General features: G+C 35.9%; 19 protein-coding genes. 8 read left to right on the top strand and 11 right to left on the bottom strand.

What is annotated here, in order from left to right:
* The first annotated feature begins 22 nt into the window (after positions 1-22).
* The 4 genes from LOK78_RS07900 (at position 23) to clpX (ending at position 3837) form a co-directional block, all read left to right on the top strand.
* Positions 23-370 carry a phage holin family protein gene (locus tag LOK78_RS07900; protein ID WP_053969852.1) on the top strand — a complete coding sequence of 116 codons (348 nt, stop codon included), beginning with the start codon at positions 23-25 and terminating at the stop codon, positions 368-370.
* Between the two features lie 109 nt (positions 371-479).
* Positions 480-1808, top strand: coding sequence for a trigger factor (tig, locus tag LOK78_RS07895; protein WP_232634527.1), 1329 nt, complete (start codon positions 480-482; stop codon positions 1806-1808).
* A 96-nt stretch (positions 1809-1904) separates the two neighbouring features.
* Positions 1905-2579 (top strand): ATP-dependent Clp endopeptidase proteolytic subunit ClpP, encoded by a 675-nt coding sequence (gene clpP, locus LOK78_RS07890; RefSeq protein WP_053969850.1) that lies wholly within the window; start codon positions 1905-1907, stop codon positions 2577-2579.
* A 25-nt stretch (positions 2580-2604) separates the two neighbouring features.
* On the top strand, positions 2605-3837 hold the full coding sequence (gene clpX / locus LOK78_RS07885; protein WP_053969849.1) for an ATP-dependent Clp protease ATP-binding subunit ClpX: 1233 nt from the start codon (positions 2605-2607) through the stop codon (positions 3835-3837).
* 222 nt (positions 3838-4059) lie between these two features.
* Here clpX and LOK78_RS07880 read toward each other — a convergent pair whose 3' ends face one another.
* Complete coding sequence (locus tag LOK78_RS07880) at positions 4060-5574, bottom strand: GH3 auxin-responsive promoter family protein (protein WP_232634526.1); 1515 nt, start codon at positions 5572-5574, stop codon at positions 4060-4062.
* Positions 5575-5616: 42 nt separating this feature from the next.
* On the opposite strand from LOK78_RS07880, the gene LOK78_RS07875 reads away from it, so the two are divergent.
* Positions 5617-6414, top strand: a complete 798-nt coding sequence (locus LOK78_RS07875; protein ID WP_232634525.1) for a DUF2797 domain-containing protein — start codon at positions 5617-5619, stop codon at positions 6412-6414.
* 51 nt (positions 6415-6465) lie between these two features.
* Positions 6466-6687, top strand: a complete 222-nt coding sequence (locus LOK78_RS07870) for a hypothetical protein (RefSeq protein ID WP_053969846.1) — start codon at positions 6466-6468, stop codon at positions 6685-6687.
* On the opposite strand, the gene LOK78_RS07865 is transcribed toward LOK78_RS07870, so the two are convergent.
* The 9 genes from LOK78_RS07865 to LOK78_RS07825 form a co-directional block, all read right to left on the bottom strand.
* Complete coding sequence (locus LOK78_RS07865; RefSeq protein ID WP_166962103.1) at positions 6684-7757, bottom strand: alanine racemase; 1074 nt, start codon at positions 7755-7757, stop codon at positions 6684-6686. The genes LOK78_RS07870 and LOK78_RS07865 overlap by 4 nt on opposite strands.
* Before the next feature lie 3 nt (positions 7758-7760).
* A complete protein-coding gene (gene alr / locus LOK78_RS07860) occupies positions 7761-8906 on the bottom strand; it encodes an alanine racemase (protein ID WP_232634524.1) in 1146 nt (381 codons plus the stop codon).
* Positions 8899-10041: an amidohydrolase gene (locus LOK78_RS07855; RefSeq protein WP_232634523.1), complete on the bottom strand. Its 1143-nt coding sequence runs from the start codon at positions 10039-10041 to the stop codon at positions 8899-8901. Before LOK78_RS07855 ends, alr begins: the two co-directional genes overlap by 8 nt.
* Before the next feature lie 4 nt (positions 10042-10045).
* On the bottom strand, positions 10046-11449 hold the full coding sequence (locus LOK78_RS07850) for a sodium:solute symporter family protein (RefSeq protein ID WP_232395712.1): 1404 nt from the start codon (positions 11447-11449) through the stop codon (positions 10046-10048).
* Positions 11450-11455: 6 nt separating this feature from the next.
* The gene (locus LOK78_RS07845) at positions 11456-11899 is read right to left on the bottom strand and encodes a GNAT family N-acetyltransferase (RefSeq protein ID WP_166962115.1); all 444 of its coding nucleotides are present in this window, start codon (positions 11897-11899) and stop codon (positions 11456-11458) included.
* Between the two features lie 2 nt (positions 11900-11901).
* Positions 11902-12096, bottom strand: a complete 195-nt coding sequence (gene rpsU / locus LOK78_RS07840; RefSeq protein ID WP_053969841.1) for a 30S ribosomal protein S21 — start codon at positions 12094-12096, stop codon at positions 11902-11904.
* Positions 12097-12128: 32 nt separating this feature from the next.
* The gene (locus LOK78_RS07835; protein ID WP_053969840.1) at positions 12129-12992 is read right to left on the bottom strand and encodes a sigma-70 family RNA polymerase sigma factor; all 864 of its coding nucleotides are present in this window, start codon (positions 12990-12992) and stop codon (positions 12129-12131) included.
* Positions 12993-13140: 148 nt separating this feature from the next.
* Positions 13141-15777 (bottom strand): AsmA-like C-terminal region-containing protein, encoded by a 2637-nt coding sequence (locus LOK78_RS07830; RefSeq protein ID WP_232634522.1) that lies wholly within the window; start codon positions 15775-15777, stop codon positions 13141-13143.
* 87 nt (positions 15778-15864) lie between these two features.
* Positions 15865-16569 (bottom strand): queuosine precursor transporter, encoded by a 705-nt coding sequence (locus tag LOK78_RS07825; RefSeq protein WP_053969838.1) that lies wholly within the window; start codon positions 16567-16569, stop codon positions 15865-15867.
* 69 nt (positions 16570-16638) lie between these two features.
* Between LOK78_RS07825 and folK the strand changes: the two genes are divergently transcribed.
* Positions 16639-17772, top strand: coding sequence for a 2-amino-4-hydroxy-6-hydroxymethyldihydropteridine diphosphokinase (folK, locus tag LOK78_RS07820; RefSeq protein ID WP_232634521.1), 1134 nt, complete (start codon positions 16639-16641; stop codon positions 17770-17772).
* Positions 17762-18250: a GyrI-like domain-containing protein gene (locus tag LOK78_RS07815; RefSeq protein ID WP_232634520.1), complete on the top strand. Its 489-nt coding sequence runs from the start codon at positions 17762-17764 to the stop codon at positions 18248-18250. The genes folK and LOK78_RS07815 overlap by 11 nt, the downstream gene beginning before the upstream one ends.
* 20 nt (positions 18251-18270) lie before the next feature.
* On the opposite strand, the gene LOK78_RS07810 is transcribed toward LOK78_RS07815, so the two are convergent.
* Positions 18271-18930, bottom strand: a complete 660-nt coding sequence (locus LOK78_RS07810) for a hypothetical protein (RefSeq protein WP_232634519.1) — start codon at positions 18928-18930, stop codon at positions 18271-18273.
* Positions 18931-18951: the final 21 nt, after the last annotated feature.

Here is an 18951-nt window from a genome sequence, read left to right as displayed (position 1 = left end):
TTTTAAGAAAAACGATTACGATATGAATCTTATCCTCAAAATTTTATTAAATGCCGTGGCCGTCATTATTTTGGCTTACATCCTTCCAGGAGTATCCGTAAGCGGCTTCGGAACAGCCATTTTGGTGGCTTTGGTTCTTGGAATTTTAAACCTTTTGGTCAAGCCTTTGTTGGTTATCTTGACATTGCCCATTACCATTTTAACCCTAGGGTTATTTTTATTGGTGGTTAATGCCATTATTATTTTGATTGCCAGGGAAATGATTGGCGGTTTTGATGTTAGTAGCATTTGGACAGCCATACTTTTTAGCATTCTTTTATCCATTCTAGAATCTATTCTACATTCGCTTTTGGATAAGGATAAAAAGTAAGTGAATTTCAGACCGTTAAAAACTTTGTGGGGTTGCGAAAAAGTTATACTTTTGCAACCCTTTTTAATTACAATAAGTTTTATTACCCTTAGGGTTTATTACATTCCATATGAATATTACAAGAGAAAACATTGATGAGTTAAATGCTGTAGTAAAGGTAGATATCGAGAAATCGGATTACAGCGACAAAGTTGAAAAGATCTTATCGGATTACCGTAAAACTGCTTCTGTACCTGGATTTAGAAAAGGTCACGTACCTATGGGGATGGTTAAAAAGCAGTATGGTAAAGCAGTTTTGGTTGATGAAGTGAACAAGCTTTTACAGGATGCACTTAACAAATATTTGACTGAGGAAAAATTGGATGTTTTAGGTCATCCACTTCCAAAGCCACAAGATAACCTTGATTGGGATGCAGAGCAATTGTCTTTTGAATTTGAATTAGGATTAGCTCCTGAATTTTCAGTTGATTTAAGTCCTAAAAAAGCAATTACCCATTATACTATTGTAGCTGATGACAAAATGATCGACGAACAAGTTGAAAGCATCCAAAAGCAATATGGTAAATTAGTTTCTCAAGAAGAAGTTTCTAAAGACAGCGAGGTTACTGGTGTTTACAGCAACGAGGAGAAAGGTATCGAAAATAGAGTTACTTTAACCCTAGATAAATTCAAAGGAAAAGCGACTGAAAAGAAATTTATTGGTGCTAAAGTGGGTGATGTCATTACTTTAAAAACTAAAGGTTTGTATAGCGATGACCACGAATTAATGCATGCATTGAAGGTTAGTCATGATGAAGTTCATGATTTGGATATTGAAGTGAACTTTACAATTTCTGAAATTAACAACCGTGAATTAGCGGATTTAGATCAAGACTTATTTGATAAATTATTTGGTAAAGACGTAGTGAAGTCAGTAACTGAATTGAAAGAAAAAATCAAAGAAGATGCTGAGAAACAATTTAAGCAACAAGCTGATCAAAAATTGTTGAATGACGTAACTGAATATTTAGTTGACAGTACCAAATTTGAATTACCAGCAGAATTCCTTCAAAAATGGATTCAAACATCTGGAGAGCAACCTTTGGATGAAGTACAAGCTAAAGAAGAGTATGAAAAGTCTGAAAAAGGATTGCGTTATCAATTGATTGAAGGAAAGTTGGTGGGTGATAATAACATCCAAGTGACTATGGAGGATGTGACTGGTCATACTAAAGAAATGATCAAAGCACAAATGGCTCAATTTGGTCAAATGAATCCTTCTGAAGAGGAATTGGATGGAATCGCTTCAAGAGTTTTGACTAACCAAGAAGAAGTTCGTAGAATTTCTGAGCAAATCATTAGTCAAAAATTACTATCCTTTTATAAGGAAAATGTAAAGCTTAAAGAGAAGGAAGTGACTTACGAGAACTTTGTGAAAGAAGTTTACGGAGACAAGTAATTAAGATTCTTTTAAAGAATAAATGCTTATATTTAGGCGTTGGAAATTAAGCTTTCAACGCCTTTTTAATTGGTTAATTTTTATTAGAATATATTTATGGATTACGCTAAAGAATTTGAAAAATTCGCTATAAAAGATCAAGGGATTAGCAGTACTTACTACAACAAGATAATGAGTAGTATGTATCCTGTTGGTTTAACTCCCAATATTATTGAAGAACGTCAAATGAACATTGCGATTTTTGATGTGTTTTCACGTTTAATGATGGACCGAATTATCTTCTTGGGAACGGCAATTAATGATCAAGTTGCCAATATCATTCAGGCCCAATTGTTGTTTTTGGAAAGTACAGACTCTTCTAAAGACATTCAGATTTATATAAACTCTCCAGGTGGGGGTGTATATGCTGGCTTGGGTATTTATGACACCATGCAGTTTATTAAGCCAGATGTGGCTACTATTTGTACTGGTATGGCAGCATCAATGGGAGCAGTATTGCTATGTGCTGGTAAAGAAGGTAAACGTAGCGGATTGCCACACTCAAGGGTGATGATTCATCAGCCTTTAGGTGGTGCTCAAGGTCAGGCTAGTGATATTGAAATTACGGCTAGGGAGATTTTAAAATTAAAAGAAGAATTATATCAAATTATCAGTAAGCACTCGGGTCAACCTTACGACAAGGTATATGATGACAGTGATCGTGATTACTGGATGAAAGCTGAACAAGCTAAAGAATATGGAATGATTGACGAAGTATTGATGCGCAGTTAATCATAGAAGTAAGTAAAAGTAAAGTATGGCAAAAGAAGAATTAGAATGCTCGTTTTGTGGTAGAAAAAAGCCAGAAACTAATTTATTGATTGCAGGTTTAGATGCTCACATTTGTGACCGTTGTATCGAACAGGCCCATGGTATTGTTTTGGAAGAATCCAAGCAAAGCCATAACACCGAGTTGTCGGCCGAATTGATGTTGCGTAAGCCTCAAAAAATCAAACAATTTCTTGATGAATATATTATTGGTCAAGAAGCTACTAAAAAAGTGATGTCTGTGGCTGTATATAACCACTACAAAAGGTTATTGCAATCACCTACAGATGATGATATTGAAATTCAAAAAAGTAATATCGTTATGGTGGGACAGACTGGTACTGGTAAAACCTTAATGGCGAAAACCATTGCCCGTATGCTTAATGTGCCGTTAGCTATTGTTGACGCCACTGTTTTAACAGAGGCAGGCTATGTGGGTGAAGATGTGGAAAGTATTTTGACCCGATTGCTGCAAGCGGCTGATTACAATTTGGAAAAGGCAGAAAAAGGCATCGTTTTTATCGATGAGATAGATAAGATTGCGCGTAAAAGTGATAATCCATCCATTACAAGAGACGTATCTGGAGAGGGAGTACAACAGGCCTTGTTGAAATTATTGGAAGGTACAGTAGTTAATGTGCCGCCCAAAGGAGGTAGAAAGCACCCCGATCAAAAATTCATAGAAGTTAATACCGAAAACATTTTGTTCATTGCAGGAGGAGCTTTTGATGGTATCGAAAAAATCATCTCCAAGCGTTTAAATATGAAAGCGGTTGGGTATAGTGCTTCCATGTCTGATGACCAAATTGACAATGACAATTTATTGCAATATATCATTCCGAAAGATTTAAAGGACTTTGGATTGATTCCTGAAATAATTGGGCGTTTACCGGTTCTTACGTATATGAATCCGTTGGATGATAAAACGTTGAGAGCTATTTTGACAGAGCCTAAGAATGCTATTATCAAGCAATATAAAAAGTTGTTTGAAATGGATGATATCGATTTTAGTATCACCGATGGCGCTTTAGACTTTATTGTTGAAAAAGCCGTAGAATACAAACTTGGAGCACGTGGACTACGTTCTTTATGCGAGGAAATTTTAACGGATGCTATGTTTGAAATGCCAGGTACAAATGACAAAGAGCTTAAGGTCACTAAGGCCTATGCTGAAGATAAATTGACAAAAACTACATTAAAGAAACTGAAAGCGGTTTCGTAAGTAGCTTTACTACATAAAAAAAGCCTCCTAAATCTAGGAGGCTTTTTTATTTCTATGGATTGAAGTAATTAATAATGCAATATTATAATTCGTTTTCTTCTAATATTGAGGTAAATCTAATAGAATTATCCTTTTTAAAAAAGGAGATAAAATGCCTTTTAGACCAACCTTAAAAAATACTCGATAAAAATTTTCTTACAGTCAATTTCTCCGATTAAGTACCTATTGGTTCATGCCTAACAAATCGTCAAGGTACATTCTTGTATTTGAGAGCCTAGGGACCTTGTGTTGACCTCCCAATTTACCATGTTGTTTTAACCAATCATAAAACAGTTTGGGTCTGGCCATGTGAATCTTGGGCTTATTCAGAGTCATATTGTTGTACCTTTTGGCTTCATAGTCTGAATTTAAGGCCTTCAGGGCATTGTCAAACAATTCGTTAAAATAATCAATGTCTTGAGGTGGTATTTTAAATTCAATAAGCCACTCGTGGGCACCTTTTTCCTTGCCTTCCATAAAAATGGGAGCTGCTGTATAATCTACAATTTGTGCTCCAGTTTTTTGGCAGACCTTTCTTAGGGCGTCTTCAGCATTTTCAATGATCAATTCTTCACCAAACACATTAATATGATGCTTGGTTCTACCAGAAACTTTGATCCGGTAGGGTTTTACGGAGGTGAATTTTACCGTATCACCAATTTTATAACGCCACAGACCTGCATTTGTTGTGATGACAATAGCATAGTTTTTATCAAGCTCTACTTGGTTGAGAGGAATCACATGTTCAGATTCTGTTCCGTAGCTATCCATTGGAATGAATTCGTAGAAAATCCCATAGTCCAACATGAGCAATAATTCACTGGATTTGTTCCTGTCTTGAATAGCAAAAAAACCTTCCGAAGCATTATAGATTTCATAATACCTGAAATCTTTTTTGGGAAGGATTGATTTGTATTGGTTTTTATATGGAGTGAAACTAACGCCACCATGGAAGTAAACTTCCAAGTTGGGCCAAATATCCAATAAACTATCCTTATTAGTATAGTCTAAAACATTGTTCAATAACACCAACATCCATGAAGGAACGCCAGCTAAACTTGTCACATTCTCTTCAACGGTCTCTTCTACAATGGCCTGCATTTTTTCTTCCCAATTGCTCATCAATGAAACACGGTTACTCGGCGTGCTGCTGAACTCTGCCCAAAAGGGCATATTATCAATTAGGATGGCTGATAAATCGCCAAAAATGGTTCCATTTTCTCTATACAGTTCTTTGCTTCCTCCCAGTCTTAAACTCTTTCCAGTAAAAAGTTGGGAATCTTCATTATTGTTTAAGTACATACACAGTAGATCCTTGCTTGCCGCATAATGGCAATCTTCCAAGGAATCTCCACTTACAGGAATGAATTTACTTTTACTGTTTGTCGTGCCACTTGATTTAGCAAACCATTTAATAGGTTCTGGCCAGAATATATTGGTTTCCCCTTGACGGGAACGTTCAATGTCTGGGCTTAAATCTTCGTAGTGGGAAATAGGAATGCGTTGTGCAAAAGTTTCATAATCCCCAATGGATTGGAAATCATAGCGTCTACCAATTTCTGTGTCTTTGGCTTTCTCCAATAAATGGGAAAGCAGTTCCATCTGCACTTCATTGGGGTACTTTAAGAAAAGTTCTATCTGGTGAAATCGTTTCTTTAAAAACCAAGAAGCAATAGAATTTACTATTGGAAATGGCATATTTGCATTATCTTTAAAAAACTAAAAATAATACTTTTTTTTATGACCTACCAAGGTGTCTTGACAAAAATGGAGACTGAGTTTTTAAACCCGATTCAATACTTTTTGGTGTTTGAAAATGACTTTATCAATATGAATCAATTGTTGGGTAAAACAATCACCATGCAATTTGTTAAATACCAGTGTTTAAACTGTGGTTTAGATAAGCCCATCTACCGCCAGGGATTTTGTAAAAGTTGCTTTTTTGAAGTTCCACAAGCAGCAGATTGGGTGATGAAGCCTGAATTGAGTAAGGCACATTTGGATCAGGAAGAACGTGATTTAGCATATGAAAAGAAAGTACAATTACAGCCACATATCGTTTATTTGGCGAATTCCAGTAGCGTGAAAGTTGGAGTCACTAGAAAAACTCAAGTGCCAACTAGGTGGATTGATCAAGGCGCACATGAAGCTATTGAAATTGTTGAGGTTCCCAATAGATATTTGGCAGGGATTACCGAAGTAGCTCTAAAGGAGCATGTGAGTGATAAGACCAATTGGAGAACCATGCTCAAGAATGATGTGGTTGATGAAAATCTGGTCGAGTGGCGTGAACGATTAAAAGAGTTTATTCCTGAGGAAGCAAAGGAATATTATATCGAAAACAACACTGAAACCGAGCTTGATTTTCCTGTTTCAAAATATCCTTCAAAACCCAGTAGTTTGAATATTGAAAAGCAAAAAAGTTTTGAGGGTAAATTAGTTGGGGTAAAGGGACAATACCTGATTTTTGAAGATGATACCGTCTTTAATGTCCGGTCCAACGAAGGGCTTGTTGTAGCCATCGAAATTAAAGTTTAACAGCTCTTTAATAGAGATACGTTTTCTTTTTGAGTATTTTAAGTAGAAAACATGAAAATCCCAGTAATGTTCTATGTGGTGTTTACCACCTTATGTCTAGTAGCTTTAACTGTTATGGTAGGTATGGGGTTGCCATTCCATTGGGTTTATTATGTGATGATTTTTGGGCAGCTAATGATGTTGATTATGGTGTATAAAGTTTTAAGGGATAACTACAGGACCAATAAAACCTTTAAAGACTTTTATGAAGACCATCCTATCACAAATGATTAAATCAGTCTTTTTTCAATATATTCTGAATTCATAATTCTCAAAGCTCCCATATAATCTGTTCTAAAGCTAATGATGTCACCTATCTTGTAATCAATTTCAGTTTGTGAAATATCAAGGACCAACATGTCTGAGCTCGCGCCTACAAAATTGACGGACTCATCCAAACATCTTAAAAAATCAATTTTAGAAACATCCAGTAAACCGACGTCTAGAATGGCTCGTTTCTGTATTTCTGTCCATTTTGACTCATCTACTTCAAACATGTCGCCCGAAGGGTTTTTTTCCAATTCGCCATATGGAACGCTTGGTTTTTCTGTAATTTCTATGATTTCACAATGCAGGGTGAAAACATCATCTTTCATGCCCTCTATGGTGGTGTTTTCAAAAAGATCGCTCCCGAAGAATAGGGTTTCACCCACTCTAAAATGATTGATCCCTTTCGGAACAATGCCTTTTAATAGTAAGGGGACCATTACAGATGATCCACCAGAAACACCATCTATTTTTTGATCAAATTTGGCTTCAATAAGTTGTTCGTAAAGACAAAGCTGAATGAGTTTGTCCTTACTAGGCATGACACCACTTAGGCAATTCAAGTTGGTGCCTATACCAGCAACTTGTATGTTTGGAAGCTCAAAAATAGCCTTATAGAAATCCATCAAATGATCTCCCATGATCCCTTCCCTTAAGTCACCTAATTCAATCATGATGACAACGCGGTGTACTTTATTTTGTCTTTTGGCTTCCTCAGATAGCCATTTAATCGTGGTGAATTCGGTATTAAAACTTACATCAGCAAAGGTGACAATGTCCTTAATGATATGCTTGGAAGGTGGCTTGATATAAATAGTGCCTACTTCAGGTTTAATTTTCCTGATGGTTTTGAGGTTTGTCAACCGCGCATCGCAAACTTGTTCATCACCTAAACTCAAAACAAATTCCAGAAAAAGTTCATTGCCGCAAAGCATTTTTAGAACTGGAGCCCATTCTACTTGGTGGCTATCAAACAGATTCTTTAAAAATTGGTAATTATGAACAAGCGAAGCTTTGTTTAAAGTAAAATAGGCCATGGTTTAGTTTATAATTCTTGGTATGTCTTTATCGATTCTTGAAAGGACTTCATAATTGAGTTGATCGGTCATATTTCCGAAGGAAGATACCGTAATTTCCAGATCTCCTTGTTTGCCTATCAAAATGACCTCATCATTTATTTTAATGGTTGGGTCACTTGTAATATCGATTAGAAGCATGTTCATGTTTACAATACCAGTGACACCATATCTTTGATTGTTAATGATAACACGGCCTTGGTTGCTTAGACTCCTGCTATAGCCATAACCGTATCCTATAGGAACAGATGCTATAGTCATATCCTGTTCTGCAAGGTACGAATTTCCGTAACCAATATATTGACCTTTAGGAACCTCTTTGATGTCCATGACATAGGATTTCCAACTTAAAATAGGTTTTAGAGGATCTTTATGTACATGTTTCTGGGTAATATGTGAGATGAAATTTTCTCTACTTGGCCAAAGGCCGTATTGAAGAATTCCGACACGTACCATGTCATAATTATCCTTAGGAAATGATAGAACTGCAGCGCTACAAGAGGCATGTATTCTTTCAGGTTTAATACCCTTTTTCTTAAAAAACTTGATGGCTTTTTTAAAGATTTGTCTCTGATTTTTTACTCTTAGATAGTTGCTGATGCTCTCTGCCCCCGCGTAATGGGTGCAAATTCCCTGTATGCCTAAATGTTCGTTATTCAGTAGGAGGGTATCCGCTAAGTTTTTCCATTCATTCTGATTAAACCCCGTTCGATTCATACCGGTTTCAATTTCTAAATGAACACGAGCTTTTCGGTTCATGGTTTTTGCTAATTGAACCATGTAATCCAATCGTTGGATATTAAACACATAAAACTCAATGTTATTCTCCAATACCCATGAAGCATGCTCCTCGCTGATATCTCCCATAATCATTATGGAAAAATCGCCTTTTGCTTTTTCAAAAACTTGTTTGGCTTCTAGGGAGCTAAACACTGCAAAATGATTGATACCCAATTCTTGTAGTAAGGGAACCATAATGCAGATTCCATGTCCATAAGCATTCCCTTTTAAAACCGAAGAAATAATGGTTCCTTCATCCAATAAGGTTTTTATGTATGTGATGTTTTTAGCTAATGCTTTTTTATTTATTTCAAGAATCGAATTAGGCATGTATTTGTTTTATTATTTGATGGAACATGTTTATTCCGTTAGTTATGATTTCATCTGGGAAATCATAATCGGGGTTATGTAAAGCTGGAGCATTTTGTCCTGCACCAAGCCCAAACATGGCGCCTTTGAATTTTTGGGTAAATAGACCAAAATCCTCTCCCCATTTAAAAGGGAACTGTTTGTTGAGGTATGAAAATCCAAGAGTATTAGCAGCTTCTTTAATATGAGAAACTGCTTCAGGATGGTTGTTGTTTGAAAGGAATTCATCAAACCATTGAACCGTATAGTTGAGTTTGTAAATATGACAGGTCTTCTTGACTATCGTTATGACATCATTTTTCAAGTATTCCAATTGAGTGACGGTCCAACATCTCAAAGTAAAATGAACTTCTCCATCTCCCGCAGAAATACCGTAGTCTTTTGATCCTATTCTACTGTAAACTGTTGCAATCGTTGAAAAATTGGGATTCGTTTCTTCAGGATTTGATAGCCCTTTGATTCGCTGGATTAATTCTGAAATTGCTAAGTCAGGGTTGATACCCTTGTCTGGTTCAGCGGCATGCGAAGTTTTACCAGTCAAAGTAATCGCAAGACTAATGACCGAAGGAGTAAAGGTATTTTCTCTACATATAATCTGTCCTATATCAAACCCAGGAACATTGTGAAGAGCGAATGCAAAATCAGGCTTCTTTTCTAAAAGGAGCGGTTCTTTCAGTATGGCTTTAGCTCCGGTACCAATTTCTTCAGCCGGTTGGAAGAGTAGAATCACTTTTCCAGATGAAAAGGGATGGTTGTATATTTCTCTTGCTAGTCCTATTAAAATAGTGCTATGTCCATCATGTCCGCATTTATGGGAAATGTTGTCATATTCAGAGGCATGATCAAATGTATTTGTTTCTCTAATTGGAAGAGCGTCAAGTTCAGCTCGATATAAGCTAGTTGGACCTTCTTTGTCGGCTTCAAAAATAGCAGCTACGCCAAATCTGCCTAGTTGGGTTATGATTTGTGACGGATTGAAATATTTTAGGGTTTCAGAAATTTTTTTGGCTGTTTTTACTTCATAGCCTGAAAGTTCTGGATGTTTGTGTAGTTCTTTTCGAAACGCAATCAAATCTTTCAATCCATGTATTCTCATAAGGTTAGTTTTTCACTAATATATAAATAGTTAATGATAAGGTGATTCCTATCAAAATAGGATCAAAACCATAAGGAATTTGCACCTCCAAGAACATAAGAATGAGGGTAGAAAAACCTCCAAATAACATTGAAAGAAGTGCAGCCAAAGGTTTTTGCTTTTTAGAATAGAGCATTCCTAGGACAGGAATTAAAAGCCCAGAAACCATAAATGCATAAGAGCTTAACATCAAATCTAAGACACTTGTCATGGCCGTTGCTATTAAAATGGCTACAAATCCTATTATAAAGGTAATGATTTGTGAGATACGGATAGTTCTAGGATTTTTATCATTGAGACCTAGAATGTCTGTAGTAAAGTTACCCGAAGCAGCTAGTAGACAACTATCTGCTGTGGACATAATGGCTGAAAAATATGCAGATAACATCAACCCCATGAGTCCAACTGGTAGGATATTTTTTAACAACATGGGAAGGCCTATTTCTGGATCCAATCCAACCTCAGATGTAAAACCATCGGCAGAAAATAAACCTTGAGCAGCAGCTACTCGTGCCATCAAGCCTAATGCAACTCCCATAAACGCCATGATGGGGTATTCAAAGAGACCAGCAATATACCAAGCCTTTTTGGCGGTTTTTTCATTCTTACATGCGTAAATTCTCTGGTATAGGGTCATGCCTACAAACCAAATAGGAATGATTGTGATGGCCCAGTTAGCTAGTTCTACCCAAGAGAGATTTGATAAACTAAAAAATTCAGCTGGTAACGTTTTACTGATGGTTTCATAACCTCCTAAGGTAACGTAAGAAATGGGTATGCCAATGAATATAAGACCGACCATTAGTATAATCCATTGAAAGGTGTCTGTATATATAACAGCCTTTATTCCTCCAAAAACGGTATAAATCATAGCGATACTTCCCATAATAATCAATGCTTTGGTTAAGCCTAATTCAGGGAATGTTCCTACTGCTAGTTTAGCTCCTGCTAGAAGCTGTGAGGAGGTAAAACCTAAGTAGCCAATAAAGGAAATAATTCCAGCTACTAGGGCTACCTGTTTTCCATAATGTCTTTTAAGAAGTTCAGGGAAGGTAAGAAGATGAAATTGGTGTCCATCTTTAATCACTTTTGGAATCAAAAGAACAGCACTCAACCAAGCTCCTACTAATCCAGTGAATAACATCCATGAGCCGGAAAGTCCCATCACAAATCCAAGACCTCCAAGTCCGATGGAGAATCCGCCTCCTACATCTGTGGCTACAACTGAAAGCCCTACGTGCCAGCTATTCATGCTGTTGCCACCTACATAATAATCCTTGGCACTGTTATTTTTTCTGTAATAATAGAAACCAATGCCCAAAACAATAATCATGTAGACGGCAAAAACAAGAATGTCTATAACGTTCATGGATTGCTACTTTTGAAGTCGCATTTCAAGATATTTGTTCTCGAAACCCAATTTTTCGTAAAGAAGTTTGGCAGGATTGTCTGGTTCGACATGCAACGCTATACTGCCTTGTGCCAATTCTATGGCTTTTTCCATGAGTTGTTTGCCAATTCCTTGGCCTCTGGCATCATGATGAACAGCAATATATACCAAAATGTTCTCAGGAATATAACCTTGCATCCCAGTTTCATTGATGATGGTGATGCCCTTGATACCTTCTTTATCTTTGATTACCAAAACAAAACCACCCTGTGCCGAGATATTGTCTTTTACGGCATAATCTAGACATTTGGCAATATCTTCCTTTTTATCCCCATATTGTTCAAGATGGGTATGTAAAAAGCCAATGATGGTTTCTTTTTCTTCGTCTGTTGGTTTGGTATTGGGGTTATATAATTTGAATACATTCATAATTATACCGCTTCCTCATCCCTAATCTGCTGAATGTAAGCAGCCTTTTGGATTTCTCTGCGTCGTCTTACCGATTTTTTGGTGTAGTATTGATTTTCTCTTAAGTTTTGCATAATTTTTACGTTACGGTGTTTCCTCTTGTAACGTTTTAATGCTCTTTCAATTTTTTCTCCTTCTTTTACTTCGATTTTAATCATGTATAGATTTTAATTGTTTATGAATCTTAGGTCTATCCCAAGTAAGTTTTTAATATTTTGTTTTTTGAGGTATGTCTTAATCTTCTGATACCTTTTTCTTTGATCTGTCTAACTCGTTCCCTTGTAAGCCCAAAGGTTTCTCCAATTTCTTCCAAACTCATAGGTTGTTCATTGCTGATGCCATAATAAAGTCTAATGACGTCTGCTTCTCTTTGAGATAAAGTGTCTAGTGCTCGGTTGATTTCCACATTTAAGGAATCTCTCATTAAATCTTTATCTGGGTTGGGCGATTCTCCAGATTTTACAACATCATATAAGCTGGAATCTTCACCTTCTTTAAGCGGCGCGTCCATAGATAAATGGCGTCCCGAGTTTTTGATGGATTGCTTAACGTCTGTAACAGTCATATCCAGCTCCTTTGCAATCTCCTCAGCGCTTGGAGGTCTTTCATGCACTTGCTCTAAGGTAGAGAAGGCTTTGTTGATTTTGTTGATGGAGCCGATTTTATTTAATGGCAATCTAACGATTCTCGCTTGTTCGGCAAGAGCTTGAAGAATCGATTGCCTAATCCACCACACAGCATAAGAAATGAATTTAAATCCGCGAGTTTCATCAAAACGCTTCGCTGCTTTTACAAGTCCTGCGTTTCCTTCATTAATTAAATCGGGGAGTTTAAGGCCTTGGTTTTGATACTGTTTGGCTACTGAAACTACAAATCGCAAGTTGGCTGTGGTTAATTTTTCCAAAGCAATCTGGTCTCCTTCTTTTATTCTTTGGGCCAGTTCTACTTCTTCTTCGGCGGTAATCATTGGGATTTTGCTAATATCCTGAAGATATTTATCCAATGATTTTGATTCCCTGTTTGTAACTTGCTTGGTAATTTTTAATTGCCTCATGTAAAAGATTTAGATATTTAAATGTTTCTCTAGCTTTACATGATAACCTTTTTATTGAAATATCCAAAGAAAAAGGCAATTCTTTAATAAAAATGACCAAAATTCATGCTAAATTAAGTGAGTTTTGGTCATTTTCATGAATTTTATCCTATTTTATAGAGTCAGATTCTTTTTTCTGTTTGTTTAAGAGACCACCTAAGACATTTTTGATTCCTTGTTGAACGGTGTTCGAATTATTGGTTGTTGTCTCCGTACTGTCGGTAGCACTTTCTTGATGTGCTGATTCTTGTGCCTGACCAATTCCTGATAATAAATCTTTAATGGCACCCGCACCTTCATTCAATAGTTTTTCTTTTTGAATCTCAATAAGCTGTTGTGTCAATTTAGAAACTGAAGCATTGAGATCTGTAGAAATAGCTGGATTGGAAATGGCTCCTGTTATGTTAGCAGTAACTGGGATACTAATGTTGTTTACCTCATTATCATTGATTTTACCAATAAGTCTGTTGACTTCACTTCCTAAATATTTAGCAGGAACATCCAATACTGCCTTATAATTCATGTTTTGATCAAAACCATGGGAACCTGAAATTTCAATATCAATATCCTTATAAGCTAGTTTAAATGGTTTCACATTTACCTGTCCGTTGTCAAATACCAAATCAGTCTTTAAGTCTTTGTCTGATAGTGCATCAAAATCTATAAAGTTGAAGGTGTTGTCCAATTGATTTAATAAAGGACTATTACTGGTATTGATTTCCCTTGTCAATAATTCGGCAAAGGCAGATCCAGAGATTGAATTTAAACTCGGTGTCATTTGTTCGTCTAGATTCCCGTTTAAGCTAATCGTTGTGTTCAATTGCCCTTCTAGAAATTTGGCAATAGGAGCAAGAGCTTGCAGTAATTCTAAATCCTTAAATGATTTAGAGATATCAAAATCTTCAGCACCTAAGTTCATATTAAAAGTAGGGGTGTCATTTTTGGTGGAAACCGTTCCCATTAAAGCCAGAGTGCCATCAAAGATATTAGCTGTCATATTTTGTAGATTGGCTTCTTGATCTTTAATGCTTAGCGTCCCGTTCAGATTTTTTAATTCAAGATTGTCGTAAACCACGGTATTGGCCTTGGCTTGAATAGTACAATCCAGAAAATCAGGAATTTTGGTCGGGGAGCTTTCTGCATTGTTTGCTGAGGTGTCTTCACTATTTTCAACTTCCGAAGTCATAAAATCATTAACTACCAAATTGTTTGAATTTAAGTTGAAGTTTCCTTGAAGTTTATTTTTACCGAAAATAAAGCCCATGAAGTTTTTCAATGATCCGTTCATTTGTAGATCAGATTGTCCTGTTCTTGCTTTAAAGTTGGTAACGTTGACAATACTTGGATTGAAGTCGAGGCTTGCTGTTTCTATTTGAATTGGATTTTGAAATCCTTCAGAAGAATAAATAAGGTCAGTCAAAGTTAAATTACCACTAGTTTTAATTCTTTCATATCGGTTGTTTTCAACGGCATCCATATCAAAAGAAGTATTGATATTTCCTTTTAGTATACCGCTCAATTCATTTTCTAAAGATATTGGGTAGGCCTTTGTTAAATTACTTAGGTTTAAAACACCATCCACAAACGCTTGCACCTGCATATTTGAAGTGAGATTTCTGATAGTGGCTGATGACTTAAATTTATCTTGATCAATTGCAAAATTTAAAGTTTTAATATCAACATAGGTGTCATCTTTTTCCCCGGTTTCATTTTTGATGATTGTATTAATAGTAATGTCATTGATGCCTTTGGGAAGGTCTGGATATTTAAATGCCGCATTATTTGAGGTGATAGCTATATCAAAGGTTGGGATGGTTTCTTCTGAAAGCAAACCTTTGACGGCACCCGAGATTTTAAAATCACCATTAGTTTCTACCTTATCAAGATCTTTGGAATAGGTCTCTGGGATGAGTGCTAAAAAGTCTTTGAACGAAGATCCAGGATTTTGGAACGTTAAATCAATGTCCTGTCCTTCATCCATTAATTGCACGTAACCATCAAACTCCAGTGGCAATTGATTAATAAGAGCTTTATTTTCTTTAAAGGTGTATTTGCTGTTTTCCAAATCCAACGCCAAGAGAGCATCCAATTTGAAATGGTTATTGGTTAAATGGTTGGTGCTATCCATGCTAAAACTTACATTGGTCTCAGTTTCAGTATCCAGTTCTGACGTTTCTGCAGAGAAAACACCTTTACCCGAATGGTTCAATTCCGTTATATAAACCTCCATTTTTGAGGTCTCATCCAAATAGGTAATAGCACTGTTGCTGATGCTGTAATCTTCAATTTCAAACGCAAAACCATTTTCAGTAGAATCCTCTGTAGTTGGAGTTTCTGGACTTTCTTTGGTAATGTCATAATTGTTGTTCCCTAACTTATCTGTTTTTAAAGTGACCATCGCTTCATTCACATGAATGCTGTTGATAACCATAGGTCCTTCACTAGTGTTTTTAAAAAGTTCAGGGAGCGGCATAGAAAAGGAAATAGACTTAACTGTGGCAAAGGTTTCATCTTTAAAAGGCGCATTATTAGTGATGACTAAATTGTCTACACTCACATGAGCTTTAGGAAAGTTTTGTATGAGACTTAAATCAACATCTGTAAATTCTACCTTGGCATTCAGATTATCATTGATATAGTTTTTTACTAAATCTTTGATTTGCGATTGAAATGCAAATGGGGCAATGAGTAAAATAAGAAAAAGGGTAATGATTATTCCACCTAGTATTTTTAGTGCTTTTTTCATGAAATGGTTTTTGGTTGTGTAGGTATGTACGTATTAAAATAACGGGCTAGTTGGCGGTTTGCAAAAGTTTAATAAAACTTTAATATTCTATAACAGACTGATTTCTTCGTTTTCTTTGAGTTTAAATTTCCTTTTAAAAAGATAGACGCCTAAATATAGAAACGGGGTGTCGAGGACTGCAATAATTATTTTGAAAATAAAACCGCTTACTAAAAGGCCGAAGAATAAATCCCATGAAATTTTGCCAAACGAACACAATAAAATGAGTACTGTGCTGGTGTCTACAAATTGAGAGGTGAAGGTTGAGAAGTTATTGCGCAACCACAGGTGTTTTCCTTTGGTCAGACGTTTCCAGAAGTGATAAATTTGGATGTCAATAAATTGGGCGAATAAATAGGCTAACATACTTGCAAAGACAGCAATGGCAGTACTTCCGAAGACCTTTGAAAATAAGTCGTTTTGAACGGGTGACCAATCGGTTGCAGGTACAGCGTTTGAAACATATACAATCAATAAGGAAAAGAAAGAAGCAAATATTCCAGCAATAACCACATGGTTTGCTCTTTTCTTTCCGTAGATCTCACTGATTAAATCGGTGATAAGGAAGGTGACGGGATAGGGCAAAATACCAACCGAAATTTCAAATAATTTGGTGCCAAAAATTTCAACTTCCAATGGGTACCAATAGAAAAACTTTTGAAATATGAGGTTGGAAACCACTAGTGAAGTGATAAATAAAGCTGCTAAAAATAAATAGGTGTTTTGGGCTGCTAGCTTGTCTTTTGACGTCATATAATTTGTGGATAAATAGGTTTTGTAAATATAAAGTATTAAAATTTCTTTTAGTTATTTTGCCTGACTATGATCCATGCAATAAACGTCTACATAGCATTAGGAAGTAACAAAGGCCATAAGTTTGAAAATTTACAGCAAGCCATAGATTTGATCTTTGAGAAGGTAGGGGCTGTAAAAGCTATTTCCAAAGTTTATCAAACCGAAGCGGTTGGTTTTGATGGTGATGATTTTTATAATGCATGCGTGAAGGTAGAGACTAATTTATCAGCACAAAAGGTTTTAACCGAATTGATGGCCATCGAGAATCGGTTGGGTCGAGAGCGATCTGAAGGAGCGGGCTATGAATCTCGGACCATTGACTTGGATTTGTTGTTTTATGGCGAGACGGAAATTAATGACAATAACTTGATAGTTCCGCATCCCGAGATTCAAAACCGCCAATTTGTTTTAAAGCCACTTATGGATTTATCTGCAGAAATGGTGCATCCTAAACTTAAAAAAACAGTCAAGGAATTGCAGCAGGAAAGTGTGGATCAGTCTCCTTTGGAACCTGTCAATATTTGGCTTAAGAATCCTAAAAGCAGGTTTTATTTCAACCAATACAATTACATTGCTATAGAGGGCAATATTGGAGCAGGAAAAACCAGTTTGGCGACCCAGATTTCAAAAGATTTTAATGCCAAATTGGTTTTAGAGCGTTTTGCTGATAATCCCTTTTTGCCCAAATTTTATGAGGATGCCAAACGGTATGCTTTTACTTTAGAAATGTCATTCTTGGCAGATCGCTATCAGCAAATATCTGATGATCTTTCTCAGTTTGATTTGTTTAAAGATTTTATCGTTAGTGATTATGATATTTTCAAATCGTTGATTTTTTCCAAGATTACACTTCCTGAAGATGAATTTAATCTATACAGAAAGCTGTTTTATCTGATGTATAAAGACATTGCTAAACCAGATCTTTATGTGTATTTGTATCAAAACACCCAGCGTTTACAGCAAAACATCAAACATCGCGGACGTGATTATGAGCAAAACATTCAAGATGAGTATTTAGAAAAAATCAATGCGGGTTATTTGGAGTTTTTGAAAAATCAAAACGAGCTAAAGGTAAAAATCATAGATATTTCTGAAAGAGATTTTGTTCACAATAGGGAAGACTATTTGTGGCTGTTAAAGGAGATTTGTCATGTCGTATAAACATCAAGTTGTTCAAGTGGAGGATATCAAAGTTGTAGGTGTTCATGCTCCAGCGACCTTTCAAACCATAGCTCATGTAACAGGGAGTTTGGGAAGAGCATTTATGCCGAGGCGTAAAGAGATTGAGAACCGCATAGGGACACATTCCTTTTCTATTCAGGACTACGATGCTGTTTTTCAGAATGTCACACCTCAAACATCATTTGAAAAATGGGTAGGTGTGGAAGTTTCAGATTTTGAAAATGTACCCGAGGGGATGAATTCTTTGGTTTTGCCAGGAGGGGCCTATTTGGTTATAGATTTTGAAGGCTCTCTGTCTGATTTTCCTAAACTTTGGCAATTTATTTTGCAAGAATGGTTGCCATCCTCCAACTATAAGCTGGATAAAAGACCCCATTTTGAAAAACTCCCGAAAACTTACAATCCGCTAAATCCCATTAATAAAGAGGAGGTATGGGTGCCTTTGGAATTGGGGTGAATAGGTTGAGTTTTTATTTTTTATTCAAATTTCACTAATTCAGGTTGAATTATTATCGTCTCATTTTTTCTTGGGAATTGTCCGTGTTCAAATAGAAGCTTAACTCTATTGTTTTCTTCTTCAAGAGCTTTGAGTTCAACGTGGTAAAAATCAGAAATGATAAAGGATTTATTTTCATAACCTAATTCAGTAGGTTGAATAAGTATGTGGATATCGGTTTTTGAGTTTTCGGTTTCTAGCGGAAGGCTTTGTCCATTATAAAAAGTCATTACCCTCACAAAAAAGTCATTAGCAAATATTGATTTTTCTTCGTCAAAATCATGAAGAATAGCTTCAAATTTAGATTCTGACGTTTGGATGATTTTAGATGTATGTTTGTAAATGAAAAAATTGTCTGAAATATCAAGTGTATCTGTAAATTCCTTCTTATCAATTAATATTTGTTCTCCCTTATTTAATTTTTCGGGAACGTTGATTTCAGTTTGAGAAGTCTTCAGGAATCTATAGTAATTTGAGTTTTGACTATTCTCTAAATTTTCAACTTGTTTTTTTAATTCCAAAATCAGTTGATCTTTTTGTTGAATCTCCTCTTTCAATTTTTTCTCCTCAGAAGATAATCTATTTGGATTACAACTTGAATGTAAAATTGAAATGAGAATTAGTATTGAGATTTGTTTCATTATGATGAAGATTTTTTAAAA

It is taken from the genome of Mangrovimonas futianensis (genome assembly GCF_021245805.1).
GTDB classification, from domain to species: Bacteria; Bacteroidota; Bacteroidia; order Flavobacteriales; family Flavobacteriaceae; genus Mangrovimonas; species Mangrovimonas futianensis.
Note: the sequence above shows the minus strand (reverse complement) of the source record. Positions and strands in the feature narration are given on the sequence as shown.

What these genes read in the sequence shown, in the direction of transcription:
- LOK78_RS07900 (WP_053969852.1), top strand. Translation starts at nt 23, where the DNA reads ATGAATCTTATCCTCAAAATTTTATTAAATGCCGTGGCCGTCATTATT.
- tig (WP_232634527.1), top strand. Translation starts at nt 480, where the DNA reads ATGAATATTACAAGAGAAAACATTGATGAGTTAAATGCTGTAGTAAAG.
- clpP (WP_053969850.1), top strand. Translation starts at nt 1,905, where the DNA reads ATGGATTACGCTAAAGAATTTGAAAAATTCGCTATAAAAGATCAAGGG.
- clpX (WP_053969849.1), top strand. Translation starts at nt 2,605, where the DNA reads ATGGCAAAAGAAGAATTAGAATGCTCGTTTTGTGGTAGAAAAAAGCCA.
- LOK78_RS07880 (WP_232634526.1), bottom strand. Translation starts at nt 5,574, where the DNA reads ATGCCATTTCCAATAGTAAATTCTATTGCTTCTTGGTTTTTAAAGAAA.
- LOK78_RS07875 (WP_232634525.1), top strand. Translation starts at nt 5,617, where the DNA reads ATGACCTACCAAGGTGTCTTGACAAAAATGGAGACTGAGTTTTTAAAC.
- LOK78_RS07870 (WP_053969846.1), top strand. Translation starts at nt 6,466, where the DNA reads ATGAAAATCCCAGTAATGTTCTATGTGGTGTTTACCACCTTATGTCTA.
- LOK78_RS07865 (WP_166962103.1), bottom strand. Translation starts at nt 7,757, where the DNA reads ATGGCCTATTTTACTTTAAACAAAGCTTCGCTTGTTCATAATTACCAA.
- alr (WP_232634524.1), bottom strand. Translation starts at nt 8,906, where the DNA reads ATGCCTAATTCGATTCTTGAAATAAATAAAAAAGCATTAGCTAAAAAC.
- LOK78_RS07855 (WP_232634523.1), bottom strand. Translation starts at nt 10,041, where the DNA reads ATGAGAATACATGGATTGAAAGATTTGATTGCGTTTCGAAAAGAACTA.
- LOK78_RS07850 (WP_232395712.1), bottom strand. Translation starts at nt 11,449, where the DNA reads ATGAACGTTATAGACATTCTTGTTTTTGCCGTCTACATGATTATTGTT.
- LOK78_RS07845 (WP_166962115.1), bottom strand. Translation starts at nt 11,899, where the DNA reads ATGAATGTATTCAAATTATATAACCCCAATACCAAACCAACAGACGAA.
- rpsU (WP_053969841.1), bottom strand. Translation starts at nt 12,096, where the DNA reads ATGATTAAAATCGAAGTAAAAGAAGGAGAAAAAATTGAAAGAGCATTA.
- LOK78_RS07835 (WP_053969840.1), bottom strand. Translation starts at nt 12,992, where the DNA reads ATGAGGCAATTAAAAATTACCAAGCAAGTTACAAACAGGGAATCAAAA.
- LOK78_RS07830 (WP_232634522.1), bottom strand. Translation starts at nt 15,777, where the DNA reads ATGAAAAAAGCACTAAAAATACTAGGTGGAATAATCATTACCCTTTTT.
- LOK78_RS07825 (WP_053969838.1), bottom strand. Translation starts at nt 16,569, where the DNA reads ATGACGTCAAAAGACAAGCTAGCAGCCCAAAACACCTATTTATTTTTA.
- folK (WP_232634521.1), top strand. Translation starts at nt 16,639, where the DNA reads ATGATCCATGCAATAAACGTCTACATAGCATTAGGAAGTAACAAAGGC.
- LOK78_RS07815 (WP_232634520.1), top strand. Translation starts at nt 17,762, where the DNA reads ATGTCGTATAAACATCAAGTTGTTCAAGTGGAGGATATCAAAGTTGTA.
- LOK78_RS07810 (WP_232634519.1), bottom strand. Translation starts at nt 18,930, where the DNA reads ATGAAACAAATCTCAATACTAATTCTCATTTCAATTTTACATTCAAGT.